This window comes from Burkholderia sp. BCC1047, assembly GCF_902833155.1.
Classification (GTDB): Bacteria; Pseudomonadota; Gammaproteobacteria; order Burkholderiales; family Burkholderiaceae; genus Burkholderia; species Burkholderia sola.
This window is the reverse complement of sequence record NZ_CADFEH010000037.1, coordinates 39,981-62,376: the sequence shown is the minus strand read 5'-3', so window position 1 is coordinate 62,376 and position 22,396 is coordinate 39,981. Positions and strand designations below refer to the sequence as shown.

The 22,396-nt window shown below is 65.3% G+C and carries 19 protein-coding genes and 1 pseudogene; 7 read left to right on the top strand and 13 right to left on the bottom strand.

Annotation, left to right across the window (positions count from 1 at the left end):
- Positions 1-40: 40 nt before the first annotated feature.
- From HWX55_RS29505 to HWX55_RS29490, 4 genes are all read right to left on the bottom strand, one after another.
- A complete protein-coding gene (locus tag HWX55_RS29505) occupies positions 41-1,114 on the bottom strand; it encodes a porin (RefSeq protein ID WP_175978303.1) in 1,074 nt (357 codons plus the stop codon).
- Positions 1,115-1,301: 187 nt separating this feature from the next.
- A complete protein-coding gene (locus HWX55_RS29500; RefSeq protein WP_175978302.1) occupies positions 1,302-2,744 on the bottom strand; it encodes an MFS transporter in 1,443 nt (480 codons plus the stop codon).
- 23 nt (positions 2,745-2,767) lie between these two features.
- A complete protein-coding gene (locus HWX55_RS29495; protein WP_175978301.1) occupies positions 2,768-2,956 on the bottom strand; it encodes a hypothetical protein in 189 nt (62 codons plus the stop codon).
- 26 nt (positions 2,957-2,982) lie between these two features.
- On the bottom strand, positions 2,983-3,906 hold the full coding sequence (locus tag HWX55_RS29490) for a dihydrodipicolinate synthase family protein (protein ID WP_175978318.1): 924 nt from the start codon (positions 3,904-3,906) through the stop codon (positions 2,983-2,985).
- A gap of 180 nt (positions 3,907-4,086) precedes the next feature.
- Here HWX55_RS29490 and HWX55_RS29485 point away from each other — a divergent pair, with 180 nt between their 5' ends.
- On the top strand, positions 4,087-5,031 hold the full coding sequence (locus HWX55_RS29485) for a LysR family transcriptional regulator (RefSeq protein ID WP_124557471.1): 945 nt from the start codon (positions 4,087-4,089) through the stop codon (positions 5,029-5,031).
- 170 nt (positions 5,032-5,201) lie between these two features.
- Here the strand turns inward: HWX55_RS29485 and HWX55_RS36425 are convergent.
- Positions 5,202-5,335, bottom strand: a pseudogene (locus HWX55_RS36425) (sel1 repeat family protein); the annotation flags it as partial.
- A 361-nt stretch (positions 5,336-5,696) separates the two neighbouring features.
- On the opposite strand from HWX55_RS36425, the gene HWX55_RS29480 reads away from it, so the two are divergent.
- Both HWX55_RS29480 and HWX55_RS29475 read left to right on the top strand, forming a co-directional pair.
- Positions 5,697-6,299 carry a TetR/AcrR family transcriptional regulator gene (locus tag HWX55_RS29480; protein ID WP_175978300.1) on the top strand — a complete coding sequence of 201 codons (603 nt, stop codon included), beginning with the start codon at positions 5,697-5,699 and terminating at the stop codon, positions 6,297-6,299.
- Positions 6,300-6,389: 90 nt separating this feature from the next.
- Complete coding sequence (locus tag HWX55_RS29475) at positions 6,390-7,682, top strand: divalent metal cation transporter (protein ID WP_175978299.1); 1,293 nt, start codon at positions 6,390-6,392, stop codon at positions 7,680-7,682.
- A 33-nt stretch (positions 7,683-7,715) separates the two neighbouring features.
- Here HWX55_RS29475 and HWX55_RS29470 read toward each other — a convergent pair whose 3' ends face one another.
- A complete protein-coding gene (locus HWX55_RS29470) occupies positions 7,716-8,720 on the bottom strand; it encodes a chemotaxis protein CheB (protein ID WP_175978298.1) in 1,005 nt (334 codons plus the stop codon).
- A 163-nt stretch (positions 8,721-8,883) separates the two neighbouring features.
- Positions 8,884-13,038, bottom strand: coding sequence for a CheR family methyltransferase (locus HWX55_RS29465; RefSeq protein WP_175978297.1), 4,155 nt, complete (start codon positions 13,036-13,038; stop codon positions 8,884-8,886).
- Between the two features lie 480 nt (positions 13,039-13,518).
- Between HWX55_RS29465 and HWX55_RS29460 the strand changes: the two genes are divergently transcribed.
- Positions 13,519-13,797 carry a hypothetical protein gene (locus tag HWX55_RS29460; protein ID WP_050016086.1) on the top strand — a complete coding sequence of 93 codons (279 nt, stop codon included), beginning with the start codon at positions 13,519-13,521 and terminating at the stop codon, positions 13,795-13,797.
- Between the two features lie 43 nt (positions 13,798-13,840).
- Here the strand turns inward: HWX55_RS29460 and HWX55_RS29455 are convergent, their stop codons facing one another.
- Positions 13,841-15,148 (bottom strand): Nramp family divalent metal transporter, encoded by a 1,308-nt coding sequence (locus HWX55_RS29455; protein WP_175978296.1) that lies wholly within the window; start codon positions 15,146-15,148, stop codon positions 13,841-13,843.
- Positions 15,149-15,640: 492 nt separating this feature from the next.
- Here HWX55_RS29455 and HWX55_RS29450 point away from each other — a divergent pair, with 492 nt between their 5' ends.
- Positions 15,641-16,549 (top strand): manganese catalase family protein, encoded by a 909-nt coding sequence (locus HWX55_RS29450; RefSeq protein WP_175978295.1) that lies wholly within the window; start codon positions 15,641-15,643, stop codon positions 16,547-16,549.
- A 168-nt stretch (positions 16,550-16,717) separates the two neighbouring features.
- Here the strand turns inward: HWX55_RS29450 and HWX55_RS29445 are convergent, their stop codons facing one another.
- From HWX55_RS29445 to HWX55_RS29435, 3 genes are all read right to left on the bottom strand, one after another.
- The gene (locus tag HWX55_RS29445) at positions 16,718-16,996 is read right to left on the bottom strand and encodes a hypothetical protein (RefSeq protein ID WP_175978294.1); all 279 of its coding nucleotides are present in this window, start codon (positions 16,994-16,996) and stop codon (positions 16,718-16,720) included.
- A gap of 120 nt (positions 16,997-17,116) precedes the next feature.
- Positions 17,117-18,739: a chaperonin GroEL gene (gene groL, locus HWX55_RS29440; RefSeq protein WP_175978293.1), complete on the bottom strand. Its 1,623-nt coding sequence runs from the start codon at positions 18,737-18,739 to the stop codon at positions 17,117-17,119.
- An 80-nt stretch (positions 18,740-18,819) separates the two neighbouring features.
- Complete coding sequence (locus tag HWX55_RS29435) at positions 18,820-19,137, bottom strand: co-chaperone GroES (protein ID WP_006482399.1); 318 nt, start codon at positions 19,135-19,137, stop codon at positions 18,820-18,822.
- A 214-nt stretch (positions 19,138-19,351) separates the two neighbouring features.
- Between HWX55_RS29435 and HWX55_RS36220 the strand changes: the two genes are divergently transcribed.
- Both HWX55_RS36220 and HWX55_RS29425 read left to right on the top strand, forming a co-directional pair.
- The gene (locus tag HWX55_RS36220) at positions 19,352-19,861 is read left to right on the top strand and encodes a hypothetical protein (protein WP_244140675.1); all 510 of its coding nucleotides are present in this window, start codon (positions 19,352-19,354) and stop codon (positions 19,859-19,861) included.
- Positions 19,855-20,133, top strand: coding sequence for a hypothetical protein (locus HWX55_RS29425; protein WP_175978292.1), 279 nt, complete (start codon positions 19,855-19,857; stop codon positions 20,131-20,133). The genes HWX55_RS36220 and HWX55_RS29425 overlap by 7 nt, the downstream gene beginning before the upstream one ends.
- On the opposite strand, the gene HWX55_RS29420 is transcribed toward HWX55_RS29425, so the two are convergent.
- Positions 20,091-20,954 carry a CoA ester lyase gene (locus HWX55_RS29420; RefSeq protein ID WP_175978291.1) on the bottom strand — a complete coding sequence of 288 codons (864 nt, stop codon included), beginning with the start codon at positions 20,952-20,954 and terminating at the stop codon, positions 20,091-20,093. The two genes, HWX55_RS29425 and HWX55_RS29420, sit on opposite strands and share 43 nt — an antisense overlap.
- 80 nt (positions 20,955-21,034) lie before the next feature.
- The gene (locus HWX55_RS29415; RefSeq protein WP_175978290.1) at positions 21,035-22,384 is read right to left on the bottom strand and encodes an MFS transporter; all 1,350 of its coding nucleotides are present in this window, start codon (positions 22,382-22,384) and stop codon (positions 21,035-21,037) included.
- Between the last annotated feature and the right edge of the window lie 12 nt (positions 22,385-22,396).

Below are 22,396 nucleotides of genomic sequence, written 5' to 3'. Positions count from 1 at the left end.
GGATTTAGCGCTGCCGAGCGCTGGAGGAGGCGGGACGGAATCAGAACGTGTGGCGAATGCCGGCCGCGAACGTGTTGCCGGTGGGGCGAGCGCTCAGCTTGTCGTAGGAGTAAATCGCGTAGATGTCCGTGCGTTTCGACAGCAGGTGGTTGTAGCCGACAGACGCGGTGTTCCGCAGGCTGCGGGCCGCTTCGGTCGGGCCGGACCGCTTCGTGCGCGCCCACTCTGCAAGCAGGAAGTCGGCCGGCGACAACGGGATCGACACACCCGCCTCGTAAGTGTGGCTGCCGGTCGGCGTACGCGCGTCGCTTGTCATCGCCCACGCGCCGTAGAGCGTGACGATCTTGAAGTCGTATGCCGCGCCCGCCAGATACGCGTACTGCGCGCCGACCGGCCCTGCCGCGGTATAGCGCACGCGCTGGCCCGACAACACGGCCGTGAGACCGTGCCCTCGATAGTTCAAGTGAACGCCGAGGTTACCGACGCCAGGCGAGCCCGCCACGCCGCCAAGACCATAGATGACGGTGGCGCCGAACCCGTTGAAGTCCGGCGTCGTGTACTTGACGGTGTTGTTCCACACCGTATCGCCGATGATCGTCCCGCCATAGTTGGTCACGAACGTCTGCAGGACGAGTGGAGAGAAGACGGTCGAGGATCCGAACGGATTGACGACGGATTCGGCCGTATAGGCCGGGTTTCTTTGTCGCCCGAAGGTCAACTGGCCGAAGTCGCCTTGAAAGCCCACGTACGCATTGCGCGACCAGAACGGGTCCGCCGCACTGCGTCCCAGCGCGCCGTTGGCGGGTTGAAAGAAGCTTTCGAGGACGAAAATGGCGCCGACGCCGCCGCCAAGATCTTCCTTGCCGCGGATTCCCCAGAACGACGTGGTCAGCCCGCCGCTTCCCATCAGTACCGTGGTCCGCGGCGTGTCGCTGCGTTTGATGCTCCCGACGTAGGTGCCGATGAGGCCATAAAGCTGAACCTGGGAGCCGCTATCTGCGTGTGCGCCGCCGGAGGTCCATACCAGACCGGCGGTGAATATCGCCGTCGCGCCGAGCGTACCGACAACGCGCCGGCCGGCCACGCGCACGACGACCTGTCGTGTCTTTTTCATTTCGGTTGTCTCCATTCATATTTTTTGAGCGGCCTTTTCCGCAGCAATCCTGTCAGCAGTACTGATGGACTACTCTTTGACGGCGGCGCTTGTTGCGAGCATGTCGCTGAAGCCACGGGCGTGACGAGCGACGAAACGCCTTCCCTCGAGGCTTCTCAGGGAAAGGCGCCGTCAGGCATGCAAGTGACTACGGGGAAATCTCTTCGAGCGAACGATTGGTCGTCTCGACCATTCGCGCGGCGACGACGAAGCCCACCGCACTGACCACGGCAAACATGACGAATACCGCGGCGATGCCTCTCCCGGTCAATACGACGCCGACGATCGCCGGCGCGGCGGCAGACGCCGCGCGCAGCCACGAAGTCGCGAGACCGGTGCCGATCGCGCGCATCCGGGTGGGATAGATTTCAGGGGTGTACAGGTACAGAAGGACCGTGGTCGTGGCCATCACCGCATAGGCCGACGATCCGAGCAACATCACGGACCACGCGCTGCCCGCGCCATGAATGCCCAGTGCGGCGAGCAGGGCCGCGCTGATGATGAAGCAGGCCATTGCCCACCGGCGGCGTCCGACCCGATCGATCAGCAGCGCGCAGGCAAGCACGCCGCACGTACTCAGGACGTTCGAGATCGACGCCATCTGAAGCGACGCTTGCAGCGGCAGATGGTAGACCGTCTTGTAGAGGCTCGGCAGCCAGTTGTTGATGCCATTGGCCACGAAATAAGCGCTCGCCCACAGCAGCCACACGACGACGGTGCGGCCCCGGTAGAACGGCGAGAACAGTTCCTTCCACGTTCCCTTCCGCTTCGACTGTCGTCCGGTCATAAGGCCCGACACGCGCGCGTCCACCTCGGCCCTTTGAGTCTGCGTGTCGAGGTTGCGCTTCGTCGTGCTGGCTTCCAGCCGCTCGATGATGCGCTCGGCCTTATCGAACCGCCCGCGTGAAACGAGCCAGCGCGGCGATTCCGGCAGGCGTGCGATCAGGATCGCGACGACCATGCCGGGAATCCCGCCGATCAGGAACATATATTCCCAACCGAAGCGCGGGACGACGAACGCACCGAGCTGCGCGGCCGCGAGCAGGCCCAACGGGAAAATCAGTTCATACAGGATGAAGAAGCGTCCGCGGCCGTGCGCTTGAGACAGCTCGTTGATGTACGTGGCGGCCACGGGCACTTCTCCGCCCACACCGATGCCTTGCAGGAAACGCATCAGAAACAGCATGTGAAAGCTGCCGGTGAACGCGCATACGACGCTCATGGCCGACATGACGCCCACCGCGATGGTGGCGCTCGGCACGCGCCCCAGGCGCTCGGCCAGCCAGCCGAACACCAACGCGCCGACGACCTGCCCAAGATAACCGGCAGCGATCAGCACGCCGATCTGGCCGGGAGAAAGATGCCAGAGCCCCACCAGTACGGGCAGCACGAAAGCAAGCGACAGTGCGTCGAACGCATCGAACAGGGTCGCGCTGCCCATGACGATCCGTGCCCGGGTGTGCCACTTGCAAAACGGCACGTTCTCGATGCGGAACAGCAGGTTCGCCGCCCGCAGTTGTTCGCTCATGGGACGCGTTTCGCTCGCGGATCGACCAAGGTCGACGCCGCAGGCGGTCGAAGGGGTGTTCATGCTGTCTCCTGAAAAGCTGCATTTTATGAACCTTCGGCTTGCTTCTCGTTGTGCGGCACCGGTCGCGTTTCTTGGTGGTTTTCCGCGACATCGGCGCCCTTTTTATCATTTGCCGAGCCTGTCGGCGGCGGCGTGCGCGACGCGGTTTCGCGCGCCGCCCCGACTGACTGCTCGACGCCGGCGGCAAGCGGGCGGCGCTGCGCCGCCGTCATCCGGCTATGGACGGGCCGCGCCCGAGTCAGTCGACGAGGCCGGCCGAACGAAGCGCGTCCGCGATTTCGACGTCCGCGCCTGGCGCGAGCGGCAGCAGCGGCGAGCGCACGGTGGCGTGCTCGAGGATGCCGCGGGCCACCAGACCGTGCTTGAGCGCGACGGTGCCTTCCATGTGCGACCCGCGGTGATACACGTTACGCGTCACCGGCAGCAGGCGATCGTGAATCGCGCGGGCGGCCGCGTAGTCTTTCGCCTTGCCCGCCTTGATCAGTTCGACGAGCGGCTCGGGAGCCAGGCTGCCGTAGCCGACGAGCGCCCCGTCGACGTCGAACATCGTGTGGAGCAGATACTCGTCGTGACAGGTGAGGATTTGCAGTTCCGGACGCTCGCGTCGGATGATCGGAATCTCGACGTCCCAGCGACGCATGTTGCGCACGCCGTTTTTCATCGCGAAGACGCCCGGTTGCGCGGCGATCTCCAGCTGCGTGTCGAGGTTGTAGGTCGCCTTGGTGGCGTCCGGGTACTGGAACAGGATGAGCGGCAGGCCGCTGCCTTCGTGGATGGCGCGGTAGCGATCCTGCGGCGCACCTTTCTGATAGCCGAAGCGCAGCCAGCCGTGCGACGGATAGACCAGCCCGGCCGACGCGCCGGCCTCGACCGCGCGCTTCGCCTCTTCCACCGCCACTTCCGTGCCTTCGAGCGTGATACCGGCGATCACCGGAATCTTGCCGTCGACGGACTTCACGAAACTTTCGATGACTTGAGCCTGTTCCTTCTGCGAGAGGAACGTGCCTTCGCCGGCATGTCCGAGCACCGTCAGGCCTTTGACGCCTTCGATGCCGCCAAGCCACGCGCCCAGCCGTTGAATTGCCGCATGGTCCACCGCGCCCTCGCGGGTGAAAGGGGTAACGGGTGCCGGGACCAAACCGCGCAGATCGATCGCTTTCATGACGTCTCCAAATGTGAGCTTTTCCGCTCCTCTTTGCCGGAGGAGAGCCCGCCGTCCGTTTCGCATCGAACCGGAACGACGGTGCATGCGTTGCAGTGTAGGGATGCACGACCCATGCGAGAACGGCCGAATTGCGCATTTCAGCTATACTGATTTGACATATCTACGGGAGGCTTCGCGGTGGACTATGCGGCCTGGAAGCTGTTCATCGACGCGGCGGAACTCGGGAGCCTGAGCAAGACGGCCGTTGCTTACGGGACCAGCCAGCCTCACATCAGCCGGCAGATCGTCGAGCTCGAGCAGTACTGCGGCGGCCGTCTGTTTCAACGGACCGGGCGCGGCGTGGTGTTGACCGAACTGGGCGCGCGTATCGCGCCGCGTGTGAGGGCGTGGCTTGCCAGCACGGAGCAGTTGTCCAACGACATCCGCAGCACGGCGGGCGAGCCGATCGGCGTGGTCAGGCTCGGGATCCTGCCCTCCACCGCTCATCCCCTTGTCAGCACCCTTTACCATCGGCTTCGCGAGCGTTACCCGCTGGTGCAGTTACAGGTGCGCGAGGGTCAAGGAGCGTTGCTGGAAACCTGGCTGGAGAACGGCAGCGTCGATCTCGCCATTCTGTTTCGAAATAGTCCGACGCCGAGAAACGGCGACGAATATCTGGTCGAGGCCGCGACGTACCTGGTGGGGGCGGAAGGCGATCCGTTGACCAGTCAGCCCACGATCGCTTTTTCCAGGCTCGATGGCATTCCGCTGGTCTCTTTCTGCCGCCCCAATAGCTGGCGCGAGCGGCTCGAACAAATCGCGGGCGAACATCAGGTGTCGCTGAATTTCGCGGCGGAAGCCGATTCTCTCAGCCTGCAGGGGCACATCGTCGCCGATGGCGGCATTCATGCGTTGCTGGGCCCTTACGCGATCGCCAATCTCGAACGGGAATGCCGGTTGCAAGCGTCGATGGTGGTCGATCCGTCCGTGCCGCGCTTCATTGCACTCGCCATGTCGCCGCACGGCGAACTGACACTGGCTTGCCGCACGGTCATGCAGCTCACGAAGGAAATCGCCCGGTCGCGCACGCTTTCGTCGGATCTTCGGTTGGGTGTGTCCGCCGCGTTCCTGCGGTCAATTTGAGCGGCTCGGCACAGTGCGTTCGCAGTCCTGATCGGGCGGGATGTCGATATTCGACCCGCGCATCGTGCTGTCGGGATTCGGCTTTTGCGCGGCGGGCGGCGGGCGACCGGCGGCGCAACTTGTCCATCCGCGCCGCCCATCTCGTGGTCTTCCGCATTGCCCTTTTTTTAATAGGAAACCTTATATTTAGGGCGATAGGAACAGCCTGTGTCGTCGCAGATCCGTACCGTGCCGTCGGTAACCGACGGATCGCGCGCACGCGGCCAACAGCAAGCAGCCCCGGTGCGAGTAAACGGCGATACAGGGGTATTTTCCTCACGTTTCATTGGCGCCGTATTGCTTCGCGCGCTCGCATGCGGAGGCTCTCTCAGGTTCTCTTTTCGGCTTGAAATATCGTTGCAGCGTCCGATGCGGCGGAAAACAGCGAGCGGGACACAGCCCCGTGTTCCGCCTCCTTAATCCCCGCAATACCGATCGATGCTTTCTGGATTCAAATGATACATATCGGTCTATCCAATAGTCAAGCTGACTTGATGACCGGCGCCGCTCTCGAAGATCGCCACGCGGCAACCCCATCGGACCGCGCCGGGAGGCCGATTTCGTCGAGCAGCATGATGCTAGAATAATCGGTCTATGCTGCTGAAACATCGAGGAGGAAGCCGTTCGTGCGAGCCAACAAACGCCAGCTGGTGGTAGACAAAGCGACCGAACTGTTCTCCAGGCACGGATTCCACCCGGTGGGTGTCGACTGGATCATCGACGATTCCGGTGTCGCCCGCATGACGCTGTACCGGCATTTTGCGAGCAAGGACGAGCTGATCCGCGAAGTGCTGGTCCAGCGCTACGACCTGATCGTCGGCAGCATCGCCGCGCAATTGCAGCACGTCGCCGATCCGGTCGAGCGCGTCAAGACCATCTTCGACTGGTACGCGGCGTGGTTCAGGACGCCTGAATTTGCCGGCTGCCTGTTCGAGCGCGCGCTGGCCGAATTCGGCACTGCTTATGCGCCGATCTCGGATGTCGCGATCCGCTATCGCCGCAAAATGGTCGAATGGATCGCGGAACTGATCGCGGCGCTCGTGCCGCCCGAAGCCGCCAAACGGCTGGCAACGGTCTTCATGATGCTGCTGGACGGCGCCACGGTCGAGGCACGGGCGTTCAACGATTCCGCTGCTGCCGCGCGCGCGTGGCAAGCCGCGCACGCCCTGCTCGAACAGGCGATGCACGCGACGGTCCCGCCCGTCGACGGTGCGGCTAGCCCGACGTAACGCACGTCGCGCGCCGTCGGGCCGGCCGCGCGAGACGCCGCCGACCGGGCACGGCGATTGCGCCTGCTGGACTCCCGGGAGGCCGCGATCATGAACGACAACGATTTTCTCCAGCCGGAGCCGACGGAGCCGGCCCCGAATGCGGCCACGTGGGTCCGGCGTCTCGGTCCCGGCCTCGTCACCGGCGCGGCCGACGACGACCCTTCCGGCATCGGCACGTATTCGCAGGCGGGTGCGCAGTTCGGCTTCGAATTGCTGTGGGCGCTGCTGTTGACGTACCCGCTGATGACGGCCATCCAGCTGGTCAGCGCGAGAATCGGCCGCGTGACGGGCAAGGGTCTCGCGTCCAACATGCGCACGCACTATCCGCGATGGCTGCTGTACGGGACGGTCGTGCTGCTGATCACGGCCAACGTGATCAACATCGCCGCCGACCTGTCGGCCATGGGCGCGGCCGTCAATTTGTTGCTGCCCGGCCCGCAACAGCTCTACATCGTGTGCCTCGGCGGCGTGTCGGTCGTGCTGCAGGTGTTCGTTCCGTACGACCGCTACTCGCGTTTGCTCAAATGGACCGCGCTGACGCTGCTGGCGTATGTCGCGGTCGCCCTCATCGTGCCCGTCAGCTGGGCCGAGGTCGGCCGCGCGATCGTGCAGCCCCATGCGCAACTGACCGCCGCTTATCTGACCACGGTCGTCGCGGTGCTCGGCACGACCATCAGCCCGTATCTGTTTTTCTGGCAGGCGTCTCAGGAAGTCGAGGAATTGCGCGCCGCGCCGAACCAGCGGCCGCTGCGACGCATGCCGCGTCAGGCGCCCGCGCAGTTGCGTCGGATCAGCTTCGATACGTGGTTCGGCATGGGCGTCTCGAACGTGATTGCGTTCTTCATCGTGCTGACGGCGGCGGCCACGCTGAACGCGCATCACATCGACGTCAAGACTTCCGCGGACGCCGCGCGGGCGCTCGAGCCGGTTGCCGGTCACTTCGCGTACGTGCTGTTCGCGCTCGGCATCGTCGGCACCGGCCTGCTGGCGCTGCCGGTGCTCGCGGGATCGGCCGCGTATGCGGCGGCCGGCACGTTCCGCTGGCGCAACAGTCTCGCGTTGCAGCTGGGCGTCGCGCCCGAATTCTATGCGGTGATCGTGTTGGCGATCGTCGGCGGAATCGCGTTCACGTTCACGCATTTCGACCCGATCCGCGCGCTTTACTGGAGCGCCGTCATCAACGGGGTAAGCGCCGTGCCGATCATGGTCGTGATGATGCTGATGGCGAGAAGCAGACGCGTCATGGGGGAGTTCGCCGTCAGCGGCACGCTTGCGTGGGGCGGATGGATCGCGACGCTCGCGATGGCGATCGCGGCGCTGGGCGTGTTCGTACCGGGATAAAGCCCGCGGCGCGGTTGGCGCGGGTCGCTGCGCTCACTCCAGTTCGCCCCTGTTTATCGCCGTGCCGACCGCATTGCGCAGCACGTCCGCGAGCCGCTGGTTTTCGTCGATGCGGGCCTGTTCGATCGCGACGTCCTCGGCGTTGCCCGTGCGGCGCGCCCATTCCTGGCGCTCGCGCGCAAAGATCATGCGCTCGTGAACCGCGCGAATGGCCCCCCATATCGCATCCTCTGCTTTCTGGGCTTCGGCGTCGTCGAGCGAAAGCACGGAGAACGCATGCCCGGTATGGCATCGATATCGCAACGGACGATCGTCGCGCATGCGCCAGAGCACGCCGTTGCAACTGGGGCACGTGAGGGCGGAACGCGTCCCGATCTCGTCAAGCAGTCCCGGGTCGACGAGGCCGTCCTCTGCAATCCGGCTCTCATGGTCCAGGTCGCGCAAGTCTGCCATTTTCCGCTGCTCCTTCACACGTGCGCCGTAGACCGCTGCATGAATGGTCCCCGGCAGTTCCCCGGCCTTTGCGACCGCATCGGCTCCCGTCGCGGCCAGCGCGCTGCGCGGCATCGACGGCGCTTCGCATTCGTCGGGGTCCTGAACGATACCGTAGCCGCCCCGTGCGCGAATCGCCGCCAGGCCGGCCGCGCCGTCATCGAGATCGCCGCTGAGGACGACGCCGATCGCACCGGCGCCATATTCGCGGGCGGCAGACCGGAACAGCGGATCGGCGGCCGGTCGGGCGAAGTTCTCGGCCGCGGTATCGAGCAGCCATAGATTTCCGTCGCGCACGATCATGTGCCGGTCGGGCGGCGCCACGTAAATTCTGCCCGCTTGCGGCGGTTCCCCTTGTAGCGCCACGCTCGCATCCAGCGTACCCCATCGCGACAGCAGCTCCGGCAACATCGTCCGATGTCGACCAATGTGCTGCACGATGCAAATCGGCACCGGAAAATCCGCGGCGACGCCGGCCATCAGCGTCCGGAGGACCGGGAGACCGCCTCGGGACGATGCGATTACGACGATATCTCGACGATCCATAGACCCCCCTTTGCGGAGATAGCCGCAAATCGGGTGCCTGAACCGGGATTCCGCGACGGGCGGCCACCCACGCCGCAATGCGGGTCGAATGGCGATTGCCGGAAACGCCGCCGTGGCAAGCCGCGCCCGAACGACCCGCGACGCACGCGCGGGCCGTCGGCCGTCATCGGGTGTCCTGAGGCACGTCGCCGAGTGCCGCGAGCAACATCCCGAAATCGAGCGGTTTTGACAGATGGCTGTCGAAGCCGGCTTCCGCCGCGGCCCGGACATCGTCCTGGCGATTGCGGCCGGTCAGCGCAACGGTCCGGAGCGTGGCCCAGCGCGGATCGGCCTTGATCCGGCGAAGCAACTCGTAGCCGTCCATGTCGGGAAGCCCGATGTCGGACACGATCGCATCGACGGACGCCTCCTGCAGCATCGCCAGCGCCGCGGCTCCGTTTTTCGCGGTCTGGACCACCGCCCCCGCCAGTTCCAGCAGCGCGGTGAGCGACATCGCCGTCTCCTGATCGTCCTCGACCAGCAGCACGCGCAGGCCGGCGATATTCCCCTCCGGCACGCCGCTGCCCGCAGACACGGCGCGCTCGATCGGTGCGGCCGGCAGCCATACCGTCATCGTGGTGCCGGACCCCGGGCCATCGGACGTCGCGGCGATCCGGCCGCCGTGCATTTCGACGAGTTGCCGAACGAGCGCCAGCCCGATACCGAGACCGCCGCGGGTCCGGTCGCGCGGCGCCTGCCGGAACATGTCGAAGACATGCGGCAGCGTATCTTCGTCGATCCCCTGCCCGTCGTCGGTCACGTCGACACGCAGCATCTTGCCCTCATGCGCGAGCCGCACGACGATCTCGCCGTGCGGCTGCGTGTACTTGAGCGCATTGGACATCAGGTTCCAGAAGATCTGCTCGCATCGCACCGGATCGGCCAGCGCGATGGCCGGCTCCGTCGGCAGCTCCGTTTGCAAGATCAGGCCGCGCGCGTGCACGTCGAGCTCGCAGGTATCCGTGATGCTGCGCAACATCGCCGTCAGATCGACACGGCCCAGCTCGAGCGCGAGCTTGCCGGTCTGGATGCGCGACAGATCGAGCAGGTCGTCGATGATCTGCGCCTGTGCGCGCACGGCCTGCCGAATCGAATCCGCGGCGTCGCGCACGGCGGGAATGTCACGCGTCTCCGGCAGGCGCGGCAGCATTTCCGACTTGACGCCGATCAGGTTGAGCGGATGCCGCAGCTCGTGGGACAACACCGCAATGAACTCGTCCTTCAGTTGACTCGAACTGAGCGCCTGCTCGCGTGCCGCCTGTTCCCGCGCCAGCGCTTCGCGGTTCGCGTCGTCGCTCTGCTTGCGCAGCGTCATGTCGCGCACGATCTTCGCGAAGCCGTTGAACGACGTATCGGAAATTGGCGTGACGACGCCGCTGCAGAAAATCCGCCGTCCGTCCTTGGTCCGGTGCCAGCGTTCGTCGTCCGCGCGCCCTTCGCGGGTCGCGATGTCGCGCTCGCGCGTCGGCACGAGCGCCTGTCGGTCGCTCGGCTCGTAGATCAGATCCACGTCCTGGCCGATCATCTCTTCTTCCGTATAGCCGAAGATGCGTTCCGCACCGGCGTTCCAGCTCACGATGGACCCGTTGCCGTCCTGGATGATGATCGCGTAGTCCTTGGTCGATTGCGCGACCAGACGCAGGCGCTGCTCGCCTGCCCGCGCCGCCTCTTCCGCGTGATGCCGGTCGGTGATGTCGATCAGCGTGATCACCGCGCCGTCGATGTGGTCGTCCGCCGTCCGGTAGGGCAGCAGGCGCATCAGATACCACCGGCCGGCCTCGCTCTCGATCTCGCGCTCGATCAGCCGCAGCGACTGAAACGACTGCCGGACGTCGTCTGCCAGCGTCGGATACCGCAGGGCATGCGTGATATGGAACAGCGACCTGCCCAGGTCCGTATCGATCAGATTGAAAATCGCGGTGGCGTTGGGCGTAAACCGCTTGACCCGGATTTCCTTGTCGACGAACACGGTCGCGATCTCGCTCGACGCGATGATGTTGTGGAGATCGTCGTTCGCTTTCGCGGTGTCTTCGATCCTTGCCTGCATTTCGGCGTTGGCCGTCGTCAACTCCTCGTTGACCGATTGCAGTTCCTCCTTGCTGCTTTCCAGCTCCTCGCTCGTGGAGCGCAACTCTTCGTTGATCGCCTGCAGCTCCTCGTTCGACGCCTTCAATTCCTCGACGGACGTTTCGTACTGCTCGATGATCGTCGCGAGTTGCTCGCGGCTGTGCTGCAGCTCCTGTTCGAGCTGGGCCAGAACCGGGTCCTGCCCGCTCGTCTCGACCTGGTCCTCCTCGGTCATGCGGCCGGCCACCTCGTCGAATACGATGAGCAGGAATTCCGCATTCGCGACCTTGTCGTGAAACGGCCTGACCGTCATGTTGATCCACGACACGCGGGCATCGTGTGCCCATTTCACCCGGCGCGCCTCGACGCTCGTGCCCGTTTGCAGCGCTCGGAAAATCGCGGTGCGCAGATCGAGCCGCAGATCCGGCAGCACCAGCGTCATGATGTTGCTCGACAGTTCGCCGCCGACGTGCCGCAGGAACCGGCCCGCGTTATCCGACAGATGAACGACGTTCGATTCCTTGTCGATGATGACGCTCGGCGGCGAATACGTTTCGAGCGCGCGCTGATGGAGCTCCGAATAGGAGAAGTTGCGTTGGGCCGGGCTGGCCGGCACGCGCAACGGCGGCTGCGGCGCGGCCCGCTCGTCGGTTGCGCCGGATTCGACCTGGAACAGCGGCGGAAAGCCCGTGGCCGGCTTCGCGCGATGCGTGACGACGCGTGCGCGGTAGATCCGGCGTTTCTTGTCCACGACGGCAAACAGATCGTCCGCCGCGTCGGCGGACTCCGCGGTGCCGAGGAACAGATAGCCGTTGGGGCGCAACGCGAAATGGAACAGCTCCAGGATTTGCCGCTGCACCGCCCGCTCGAGATAGATCAGCACGTTGCGGCACGAGATCAGGTCGAGATGCGAGAACGGCGGATCGCGCAGCAGGCTGTGCGCCGCGAACAGGATACGTTCGCGTACCGCCTTCGCGATCACGTAGTGCGCGCCTTCCCGCGTGAAATACCGCTGCAGCAGCGGGGCGGGCACGTCGCTCGCGATCGACAGCGGGTAGGAACCGGTCCGCGCGCGGACGATCGCCGCTTCGTCGATATCGGTCGCGAAGACCTGGATGGCCTGGCTCGACATCGCGGCCTCGCGCGCCCGCGCCAGCAGCAGCGAGATCGAGTACGCCTCGTCGCCCGTCGCGCATCCGGCCACCCACACGCGTACCTGCTCCTCGCCGGACTCCGACGCGAACAACGAGCCGATCACTTCCCGTTCGAGGAAATCGAAGGCTTCGCGATCGCGGAAGAACTGGGTCACGCCGATCAGCATGTCCGCCAGCAGCGCGTTCGCTTCTTCCGGCGTGGCCCGCAGGAAATCCCGATACGCGAGGAGATCGCGCTGGCCGTTGACCTGCATGCGCCGCTCGATGCGTCGCAGCACGGTCGCCCGCTTGTACAGCCTGAAATCGTGGCCGGTGCGTACCCTCAGGTGCATCAGAATGTCGGAGAGCGCCCGTTCGGGATCGTTGACCGTCGGCCGATCGACGTTGTGCAGCGATTGCGCGAATTCGAGGCTTTGCTGTTCGATGCGACGCGCATTCGACCAGAGTTCGAGCAACCGTTGCGGCATCTCGGCCGCCGGCAGCACGATATCGACGCGCGCCATCGCAATCGCGTGCTGTGGCATCTCCGCGTGCTCGGCGTCGTCCGGCGTCTGCGCGAGCGTGATGCCGCCCGCCTCCTTGATGCGGCTCAAGCCCGCGGCGCCGTCGGAGCCGGTGCCGGACATCACGATGCCGACCGCGCGCCAGTCGTGCGCGTCCGCCAGCGTCCGAAAGAAGTGGTCGATCGTGAACGGAACCTCGTCGGCCCGGTCCCGGCTGCGGCAACGAAGGCATCCGTCCGACATCTCGAGCTGCATGCCCGGTGCGATCACGTAGATATGGTTTTTCTCGATCGGCACCGTGGACGTCACCTGATGCACCGGCATGCCCGTCGTGCGCTGCAGGACGGCGTCCATATGACTGACCTGTTCCGGCGCGAGATGGACGACGACGACGAACGCCATGTCCATGCTCGTCGGCGCACTCTCGAAAAAGGTCTGCAAGGCCGTCGTACCGCCCGCCGACGCACCGATGCCCACTACCGGAAACGACAGATCGCTCTTCAACGTCGCGGGCGATGGAGGCCGCTCCTTGTGCGTAGGCGCTTGCCGTGCCATTGAATTCTCCTGATGGTGTTGCGGAACAGTGTGTGCCGGGCGCCGATCGGTGCCGGGTCGCATCGCCCTCGTCCGGCCGTCCCACGATCCCGCTGGCGATACTTCCCCTGCGCTTCCATGCGCATTGTACGGCACCGGCGAGCGTGACCGCGCGCCTGACGGAAGGCCTGCAACCCGCGTGCTGCTGAGCGCCGCGCCCGCACGCGCGTGTGTCACCGGGACGTCATTCGTGCCGACATACCCTCCCCATCGGTTGGCGAAACGCGATGCTTTGCGTCGATCGCCAGCGGGAACGAATCGTGCTCCTGCGCCGGCCCGTCGGATTCAATTTATTTCCTTTGACGGATGCCGTATTACCGGCGAATATTCGCGTCGATCAAGTGGTTAGTACCGCTCAAAAACAAAACGAAACGATGCTCGCCCACGCAGTCGGGGACGTTACGCTGCTTCGCCAACAGATACTGAATCGAAGGGGAAGAAATGACGCCGTTTTCCCAGGATGTGAGCAAGCAAACCGCCGCCGTCTCCAAGGCAGCCACGCCGTCGCCCGTTTTCTGGAAAGCGGGGCCGATCGTCGAAGCCGCTCCGCCGGAGCCGAAATCCGCGACGCCGGACCTGCGCGATTTCTTCGCCGCCGCCGCGCTGCAGGGCTTGCTGTCGCGCGACGCCGGGCGCAACGTGTCGACGATCGCCGACTACGAATCGAAGCGCGCGGTCAGCGCCTATCGGCTCGCCGACGAAATGCTGAAAGCGCGCTGAACACGGGCTGCCGCGATCGTCCGGACGCTGACGCTCGGGCCGTTCAGGTGCCGCCCGACCGCCACGCCATCGCGCCGATCGGCCCCGCCAGCAACACGGCATTCAGCCCGACGACGACGGCAGTCGCGCCAAGCGCGGCGCAGCGCGCGATGCGTCCGCTCGCGAAGGCGCCCATGACGTCGCGCCGTCCGCAGAAGTAAATCAGCGCCAGCATCGGCACCGGCAGGACGACGGACAGCACGACCTGGCTGATCACGAGCGCCTGCATCGAATCGACGCCCATCCCGACGACGACGAACGCGGGCGCCATCGTGACGAGCCTGCGCAGCCAGACCGGAATCCGGAACCCGACGAAGCCCTGCATGATCATCTGCCCGGCCATCGTGCCGACGACGGAACTCGAGATGCCGGCGCTCATCAGCGACACGAGAAAGCAGGTCGCGGCGGCCGGGCCGAGCAACGGGGTGAGCATCCGGTACGCCGCTTCGATTTCCACGACATCGCGATGATCGGCATGAAACGCCGCGCTCGCCATCACGATCATCGCCATGTTGATCGCGCCCGCAACGGACAGCGCGACGATCACTTCCCGATCCGAGAAGCGCACCATCATCCGGCGCTGCGCGTGGTCGAGCCCCGCCGCGCGTCGCTGCGTGAGCCCGGCGTGCAGATACAGCGCATGCGGCATGATCGTCGCGCCGACAATGCCGACCGACACCATCAACGCGTCGCCGCGCGGCCATTCCGGCACGACGGCATGCCACGCGACGTCGGCCCACGCGACCGGCGCAATGAACATCTCGGCGAGATAGCAAAGACCGGTCACGCCGACGAATACGCCCACGGCGATTTCCATCGGCCGGAACCCATTCCGGTCGGCCAGCAGGATGCCGTAGGTGGCGAGCGCCATCACGAACATCCCGGCGAAGGTCGGCAGATCGAACAGCAACGACAGCGCGATCGCGCCGCCGAGAAATTCGGCGAGCTCGGTCGCCATCGCGGCGAGTTCGCTCGCGACCCACATGCCGAACACCAGCGGCCGCGGGAAATGCATGCGGCAGAGCTCCGCGAGATTCCGGCCGGTGACGATGCCGAGCTTCGCGGACAGCGACTGGAACAACATCGCGATGCCGTTCGCCATCAGCACCACCCAGAGCAGCGTGTAACCGAACTGCGCGCCGGCCCGGATGTTCGTCGCGAAATTGCCGGGGTCCATATAGGCGACCGACGCGACGATCGCCGGCCCCGCGAACGGCAGCGCCGCCCGCGGCCCGCGCCGGCGGCCGGCAAACACCTCGCGCATGTCCGTCGCGGTGCGCTCCGTCGCCGCGTTCCTGTCGAGCGTCGCCATCTGCACTCCTTTGCAAAACCGCCATCACGCGCGTGCCGACGCGGCCCGCCCCGCGCGCCGCCGACACGCCGCACCGCCTCCGTGCCCGGCGTGGTACGGCCCATGCCGCCGAAATGACAACTGCTTGAAAATCCGGCAACGAGGGCTTCAGGTCATGCGATGCGCGCTCGTATTGCCGCCGATTCCCCCCTTACCGCGTGCCGCGTCCGGGCATCGACAGCGGTCCGCGCCGTTCGCGAGAAGTCACGCGTCGCGACCCGGTCGCGCCGTCTCCATCCGGCGCGTGTCCGTGCGTCGCCGGCCGTCGTCGCCTGGCGTCGCGATACACGCATGCCACTCGACGAAAGCGGCCGGCATCGGCGGGAAACCGCTGCCCCTACACAGCCCGCACCGGCCAGCATCGCGCGTACCCGGGCTCGTCGGCCGGCCACGGGATCGATTCGTGCTGGGTCGCCACCGCGAATGTCGCGCAACCCTTTCCATGGAGATGCCATGTTCATCCACAACACACGGCTTCAGTACACGGTGCGCGTGGGCGCGCCGAACCCCGGCCTCGCCAATCTGCTGCTCGAGCAGTTCGGCGGCCCGCAGGGCGAACTCGCCGCCGCGATGCGCTATTTCACTCAGGCGATCACCGAGGAGGATCCCGGCCGCAAGGACATGCTGCTCGACATCGCCACCGAGGAGCTGAGCCATCTCGAAGTGATCGGCTCGATGGCCGCGATGCTCAACCGCGGCGCCAAGGGCGAACTCGCCGAAGCAGTCGACGAACAGGCCGAGCTGTACCGCAAGCTGCACGGGGCGGGCAACGACAGCCACGTGACGCAGGTGCTGTACGGCGCGGGCGCGCCATTGACGAATTCCGGCGGCGTGCCGTGGTCGGCCGCGTACATCGACACGATCGGCGAACCGACCGCCGACCTGCGTTCGAACATCGCAGCCGAAGCGCGGGCGAAGATCATTTACGAACGGCTCATCAACGTGACCGACGATCCGGGCATTCGGGACGCGCTCGGCTTCCTGATGACGCGCGAGGTCTCGCACCTGAAGTCGTTCGAGAAGGCGCTGTATGCGATCACCGCGAATTTCCCGCCGGGCAAGCTGCCGCCGAAGGCGCCGTACGACAGCGTGTACTTCCGGATGCAGCCGGACGCGGCGCCGCTGGTCGGCCCCTGGAATCATGGAGAGGGTCTCGAAATCCGCGACGCCGAGCCGGCCGTCGACGGCGGCACCGGCATTGCCGAAGGGATGCTCGAGCCGCAGCAGGTGGACGCCATCGAGGCGATGGCGCAGCGGCTCGCGTCCGATCCGAACAGCGACCCGGTGACCGGGGCCGAACTCGGCGCGGGGCCGCCGGTGCCGCAGGGCCGCGAGCCCGGCAAGCCGGACGGTGGCGCCTGAGCGGAAGCGCGAAGACGGGCGCCCGGGGGTTACCGAGAGCGCCTCTTCGTTCTACTGATGATGAAATGACAATAGCCTGACACTGCAGGCGACGAACGTTCGATGGACTGGCTGCGCGACGCGCAAACGCACTTGCTCTCGCACTCGCCATGGAGCGTTCGGCGCGCGTCAGGCGCCTGCTTCGCCGGTCCCGGCCTGGTCGGCCATCAGGTACTGGATGACCAGCGTCGGATCGGCGATGTCGAGAATCAGGCGGCGCATCACGCGCTTGCGCATATGGTCGTCATCCAGCGTCCACGGCCCCGCCGCATCGCCGAGGTAGCGGCCGATCGCGACGCGATGGTCGCCGTCCGGAGGCAGGCCGAGCCGCGCCGCGAGCAGGCCGGCGATGACGTCGTCGAGTTCGACGTGCAGCGGCCTGGAATCGATCGAGAGTTCGAGCTTCATGGTCGGTCTCGCAAACATGAAAAGGCGGCGCGGCGCGCCCCCCCCCGCTGTCGCGCGCGCCGGGAAAAGCCGCTCCGGCCAGCGGCTGTTCGACGATCGCAGGCGAGCCTGCGACGCCGGTCAGTAGCCGAGTTCGGGTGCGGGAGCCGGCTCGGCGCTATCCTCTTTCGGCGCTTGCGCGACGGTCGCGTCGGTCGTCAGCACCAGGCTCGCGATCGACGCGGCGTTCTGCAGCGCGGTACGCGTGACCTTGGTCGGGTCGACCACGCCCGCATCCACCAGATCGCCGTACTCGCCGGTCGCCGCGTTGTAGCCGAAGTTCCCGGTGCCTTCGAGCACCTTCGACACCACGACCGACGGTTCGTCGCCCGCATTGGCCGCGATGACGCGCAGCGGCGCCTCCAGCGCGCGCAGCACGATCCGGATGCCGGCGTCCTGGTCCGCATTCGCGCCCCGGATGTCCGACAGCGCCGCGCGCGCACGCAGCAGCGCGACGCCGCCGCCCGGCACGATGCCTTCCTCGACCGCGGCGCGCGTCGCATGCAGCGCATCGTCGACGCGATCCTTCTTCTCCTTCATTTCGACCTCGGTGACCGCGCCGACCTTGATCACCGCCACGCCGCCCGCGAGCTTCGCGACACGCTCCTGCAGCTTCTCGCGGTCGTAGTCGCTCGTCGCTTCGTCGATCTGCACGCGAATCGACTTCACGCGCGCGTCGATGCGCGCCGCATCGCCCGCGCCGTCGATGATGATCGTATCGTCCTTGCGCACCTCGACGCGCTTCGCACTGCCAAGATCCTCGAGCGTGGCCTTGTCGAGCTGCTTGCCGGTTTCCTCCGAGATGACCGTCGCGCCGGTCAGGATCGCGAGATCCTCGAGCATGGCCTTGCGTCGATCGCCGAAGCCCGGTGCCTTGACGGCGACGACCTTCAGGATGCCGCGCATCGAATTCACGACGAGTGTCGCGAGCGCTTCGCCTTCGACGTCCTCGGCGACGATCAGCAACGGCTTGCCGGCCTTGGACGCCGCCTCGAGGATCGGCAGCAGGTCGCGGACACTGGAGATCTTCTTGTCGTGCAGCAGGATCAGCGCATCGTCGAGATAGGCCGCCTGCTTCGCCGGATCGTTGATGAAGTACGGGCTCACGTAGCCGCGATCGAACTGCATGCCTTCGACCACGTCGAGTTCGTTCTCCATCGACTTGCCGTCCTCGACGGTGATCACGCCGTCCTTGCCCACTTTCTCCATCGCGTCGGCGATGATCTTGCCGATCGCTTCGTCCGAGTTCGCGGAAATCGCGCCGACCTGCGCGATTTCCTTGTGGGTCGAAATCGGCCGGGACAGCTTGCGCAGCTCGTCGAGCACCGCGCCGACGGCCTTGTCGATGCCGCGCTTCAGATCCATCGGATTCATGCCGGCCGCGACGTGCTTCATGCCTTCCTGCACGATCGCCTGCGCGAGCACGGTGGCGGTGGTCGTCCCGTCGCCGGCCACGTCGGCCGTCTTGGACGCGACCTCCTTGACGATCTGCGCGCCCATGTTCTCGAAGCGGTCCTTCAGCTCGATTTCCTTCGCGACCGACACGCCGTCCTTCGTGATCACGGGCGCGCCGAAGCCGCGTTCGATCACGACGTTGCGGCCTTTCGGGCCGAGCGTCACCTTCACCGCGTCGGCCAGCACGTTCACGCCCTTGACGATCTGCTGGCGCGCGCCGTCGCGGAATTTCACGTCTTTTGCAGTCATTTTCTTGCTCCGGATACAGTCGTTGAACGAGATGCCGCGCGCATCGGGCTGCCACCCGTGCGACGCGGCCGAATCGGCATTCAGGCCGCTTTCCTGGCGGCCGGCGATTCGGGTTCGAGTACGCCCATGACGTCCTCTTCGCGCATCACGAGCAGTTCCTCGCCGTTCACCTTCACGGTCTGGCCTGCATATTTGCCGAAGAGAACCTGGTCGCCGACCTGGAGCTGCAGCGGGCGCTGCGAGCCGTCCTGGAGCAGCCGGCCGCTGCCGACCGCAATCACTTCACCCTGCTCGGGCCGTTCGGCGGCCGAATCGGGAATCACGATGCCGGAGGCCGTCGTCCGCTGCTGTTCGATTCGCTTGACGATAACCCGGTCGTAGAGGGGACGAATCTGCATTTTCATCTCCTGAGCGATGAGATCACCTGGAAAAGGGAATCCGCTGGCGCGTGCATGCGCAAGGCTGCGCTGCGCCGGCGTGCCATCGATTGGCGAAAAGCGAAATAGTGGCGCGGAGAGCGCGCTTCAAGAGGGTGAAAAAAGGACGTTTGTAACAAAATGTTTCAACGCGGAATGGACTGTTTGATGATCGGCGGTTGTCTCGCGACGGGCCATGCGAATCGTCGCGAAGCGGCGCTTGAAATCCGCGCTTCCCATCCTATTTTGGGTATCGCTCAAGCAGCCGCGGCTTACGCGCTGCGTGTTTCGATTTGTTTGTCAGCGAGGCCTCTCGTGGATCGACGAACTGGAGCGCGTGGTCCGGTTCGTCCTCCGTGCGAGGTTCAACCCGGAGCGAATCATGAACGATCCTTACTTTATCTTCGATCGGCTGCCGGAGGTCGGCCGCCGACCACGACGCGCCGCCCGCGTCGTCACGGGTCTGACGGCCGGCCTGCGGAAAGCGCGCAACGGCACGCGTCGCTTCGCGCCGATCGGCGCGCGGGTACATGCCGCGCGCAAGCCGTTCGCGTTGCGCGGCGCGCCCCAACCCGCCGCGATCGGCCGACCGAAGCCGCCGCGCCGTCGGGTCGCCGGGCCTGGACGCATGCTGCACCCTATTTCGTTGTTCCGCGTCACGCCTGCGGGTGGCGGCTCCATGCGCGACGGGGGGCGGCCATGCTGAGCCCGCACGAATTCGCGACGCTGATGCTGGTGTGCCAGGCGCCGGATCAGCTCGACATGAATCGCGCCGAACTCGATGCGTTGCTCGAACGGCAACTCGTCATGCTCGAACATGGCGCCCCCGGCCGCCGACGCGCGTATCTGACGAAGAAAGGCCGATCGATTCTCCATGCGCTCGGGGCCGACATCGCTTCCCGCCGGCGCCATGGGTCGACGACGGAGCGCGGCGGTCAAGGCGAAGCGCCTGCCGCGCTATCGGACGACGCCGGATGACGCGGCTCGGTCGCCGACTCGGCGACCGAACTGCTTACGATGTCATTCGCTTTGGCAATGACAGGGGCGTCCACCATTTTTCCATCGACGCTAATGGCCGAGCCGTCGCTTTCCTGAACGGCAGAAAGGACGCGGTGCGCCCACTCGATCTCTTCCAGGCAAGGGCGGAGAGCCGCGTGTACAGGCTCGATTTGTTTGGGGTGGATGCACAGCTTGCCCCTGAACCCGAGATTGCGAGCGCGAACCGTATCCCGACGGATCCTCTGGGCATCATCGATTGCTGCGGTGACTCCGTCCACGGGCGCCGCGATGCCGGCAATCCGTGACGCTATGGTCAGTTGCGAGCGGAAGTACACGAGCTCATCGCCATCCCCTTGAATACCGGTGTCGACCTGAAAGTCCAAGGTTCCAAACAGAAGGCGCTCGACTTTCGGCACCTTCGCAAGCGAGCGGAGGTCATCAAATGCAACCGCGGTTTCGATGAGCGGCAGCAGTGCCGCTTCATCGGAGATCTCGTTCGCAAGGTTCGACAGCAGGTCGGCTCGCTCGGCCTTGGGAACGACGATGCCCTGGAGGCTCCGACACGTCCGAAGAGCCGTTATATCGTCCCGGTACCACGCGGTATCGACCGCGTTCGCTCTCACATACGCTCGTCCACCATTCTTGAGCCACGACATGACGGCATCACGCGCCTGCGCTTTCGCGGTGGGTGGCACCGCGTCTTCGAGGTCAATGATTACCGCGTCCGCGCCCGCAGCGCACGCTTTGTCGAATCGTTCCGGTCGATTGCCGGGAACGAACAAATAGGATCTCGGATACATAGGATTTTTCCAGGCGCTGAGCTTGCGTCTTGCAAGCCGTAACAGGCATCGGTCTCCCGACGTAAGCATCGTGATGATGCTTAGCGAGCGACCTCTACGAAACGCTCTGATACCGACTTCTGTTCGACAGTCTTTTGCCTGCCAAGGAAGAACGCCGCGCACGCGCTGACGACAGACATGGCCGCGAGAAAAGCGGCAACGGCGTAGGCGGAATGGAACGTCTGAAACAGCCAGAGCGAAATCATCGGCGCGGGGCCGCCGGCAATAATCGACGCGCCTTGGTATCCAAGCGACGCACCGCTGTAGCGAATGCCGGGAGGAAACGACTCGGCAATGAAAGCGGCCTGCGACCCGTAGAGCGCCGCGTGAATGACCATGATGACGACCGTGCCTGCAATGACGGCGAGCGGAATCTTCGTATTGAGCAAGGCGAAGTACGGGAAAGCGAACAACATCATGCAGATGGCTGCCGACATGTAGGTCTTCCGACGGCCGATGCGGTCCGCCAGATGCCCAAAGTACGGCAACGCGAAACACGCGACGACAGCAGCAATCAACACCGCGTTCAGGATGAACGCCTTGCCGAGGCCAAGGTTCTTCGAACCGTACAGCATCGCAAACGACGTAAGCATGTAGAACGCGGCCTGTTCGCCGGGACGGACGAGCGCCGAAAGCAATATCGCCTTCCACTCGGTTCTGATGGCTTCCCGAATCGGACTCCTGGTGCGATCGACCGACTTGTTGGCCTCGACGAAATCCCGGGTCTCCGGCACGCCCATACGAATCAGCAGGCCGAACGCCAGAAGCACGCCGCTTGCATAGAAGGGAACGCGCCAGCCAAAGTCCATCAGCGAGTCGCCGCTCCAGCGGCTGCAGACGCTCCACACGAGCACCGAGATAACGAGGCCGAGAGGAACGCCAACATTCGGCAACGACGCCATGAAGCCGCGACGCTTGCCTTGATGACTTTCCATCGACAGGAGGACAGCGCCGCCCCACTCGCCGCCCACGCCGATTCCCTGGAGGAACCGAAGTCCGATCAGAAGCCAGCCGGCAGCGGGTCCGATCTGTTGCGTGGTGGGCAGTAACCCCACGAACAACGTCGCAACGCCCATCAAGGTCAGCGTGGCGACGAGCGTCGATTTGCGGCCGACACGGTCACCCATGTAACCGAAGATGGCTCCGCCCAACGGGCGCGACAGAAAGCCCACGAAAATCGTGGCGAACGACTCCATGAGGCCTTCCGAGCTACCGTGTGCAAAGAAAAGCTTCGGGAAAACGAGCGCGGCTGCGGTGCCGTAGATGAAGAAGTCGTACCACTCGATCGTGGTGCCAATGACACTTGCGATTGCTGCGCGGCGCTCGATGCGCTTTGCGTCCTTCGACTGGGTCGAGGCATCGGCCTGACCGAGAGGGGCGTTCGGGTGCATCCATGTCTCCAA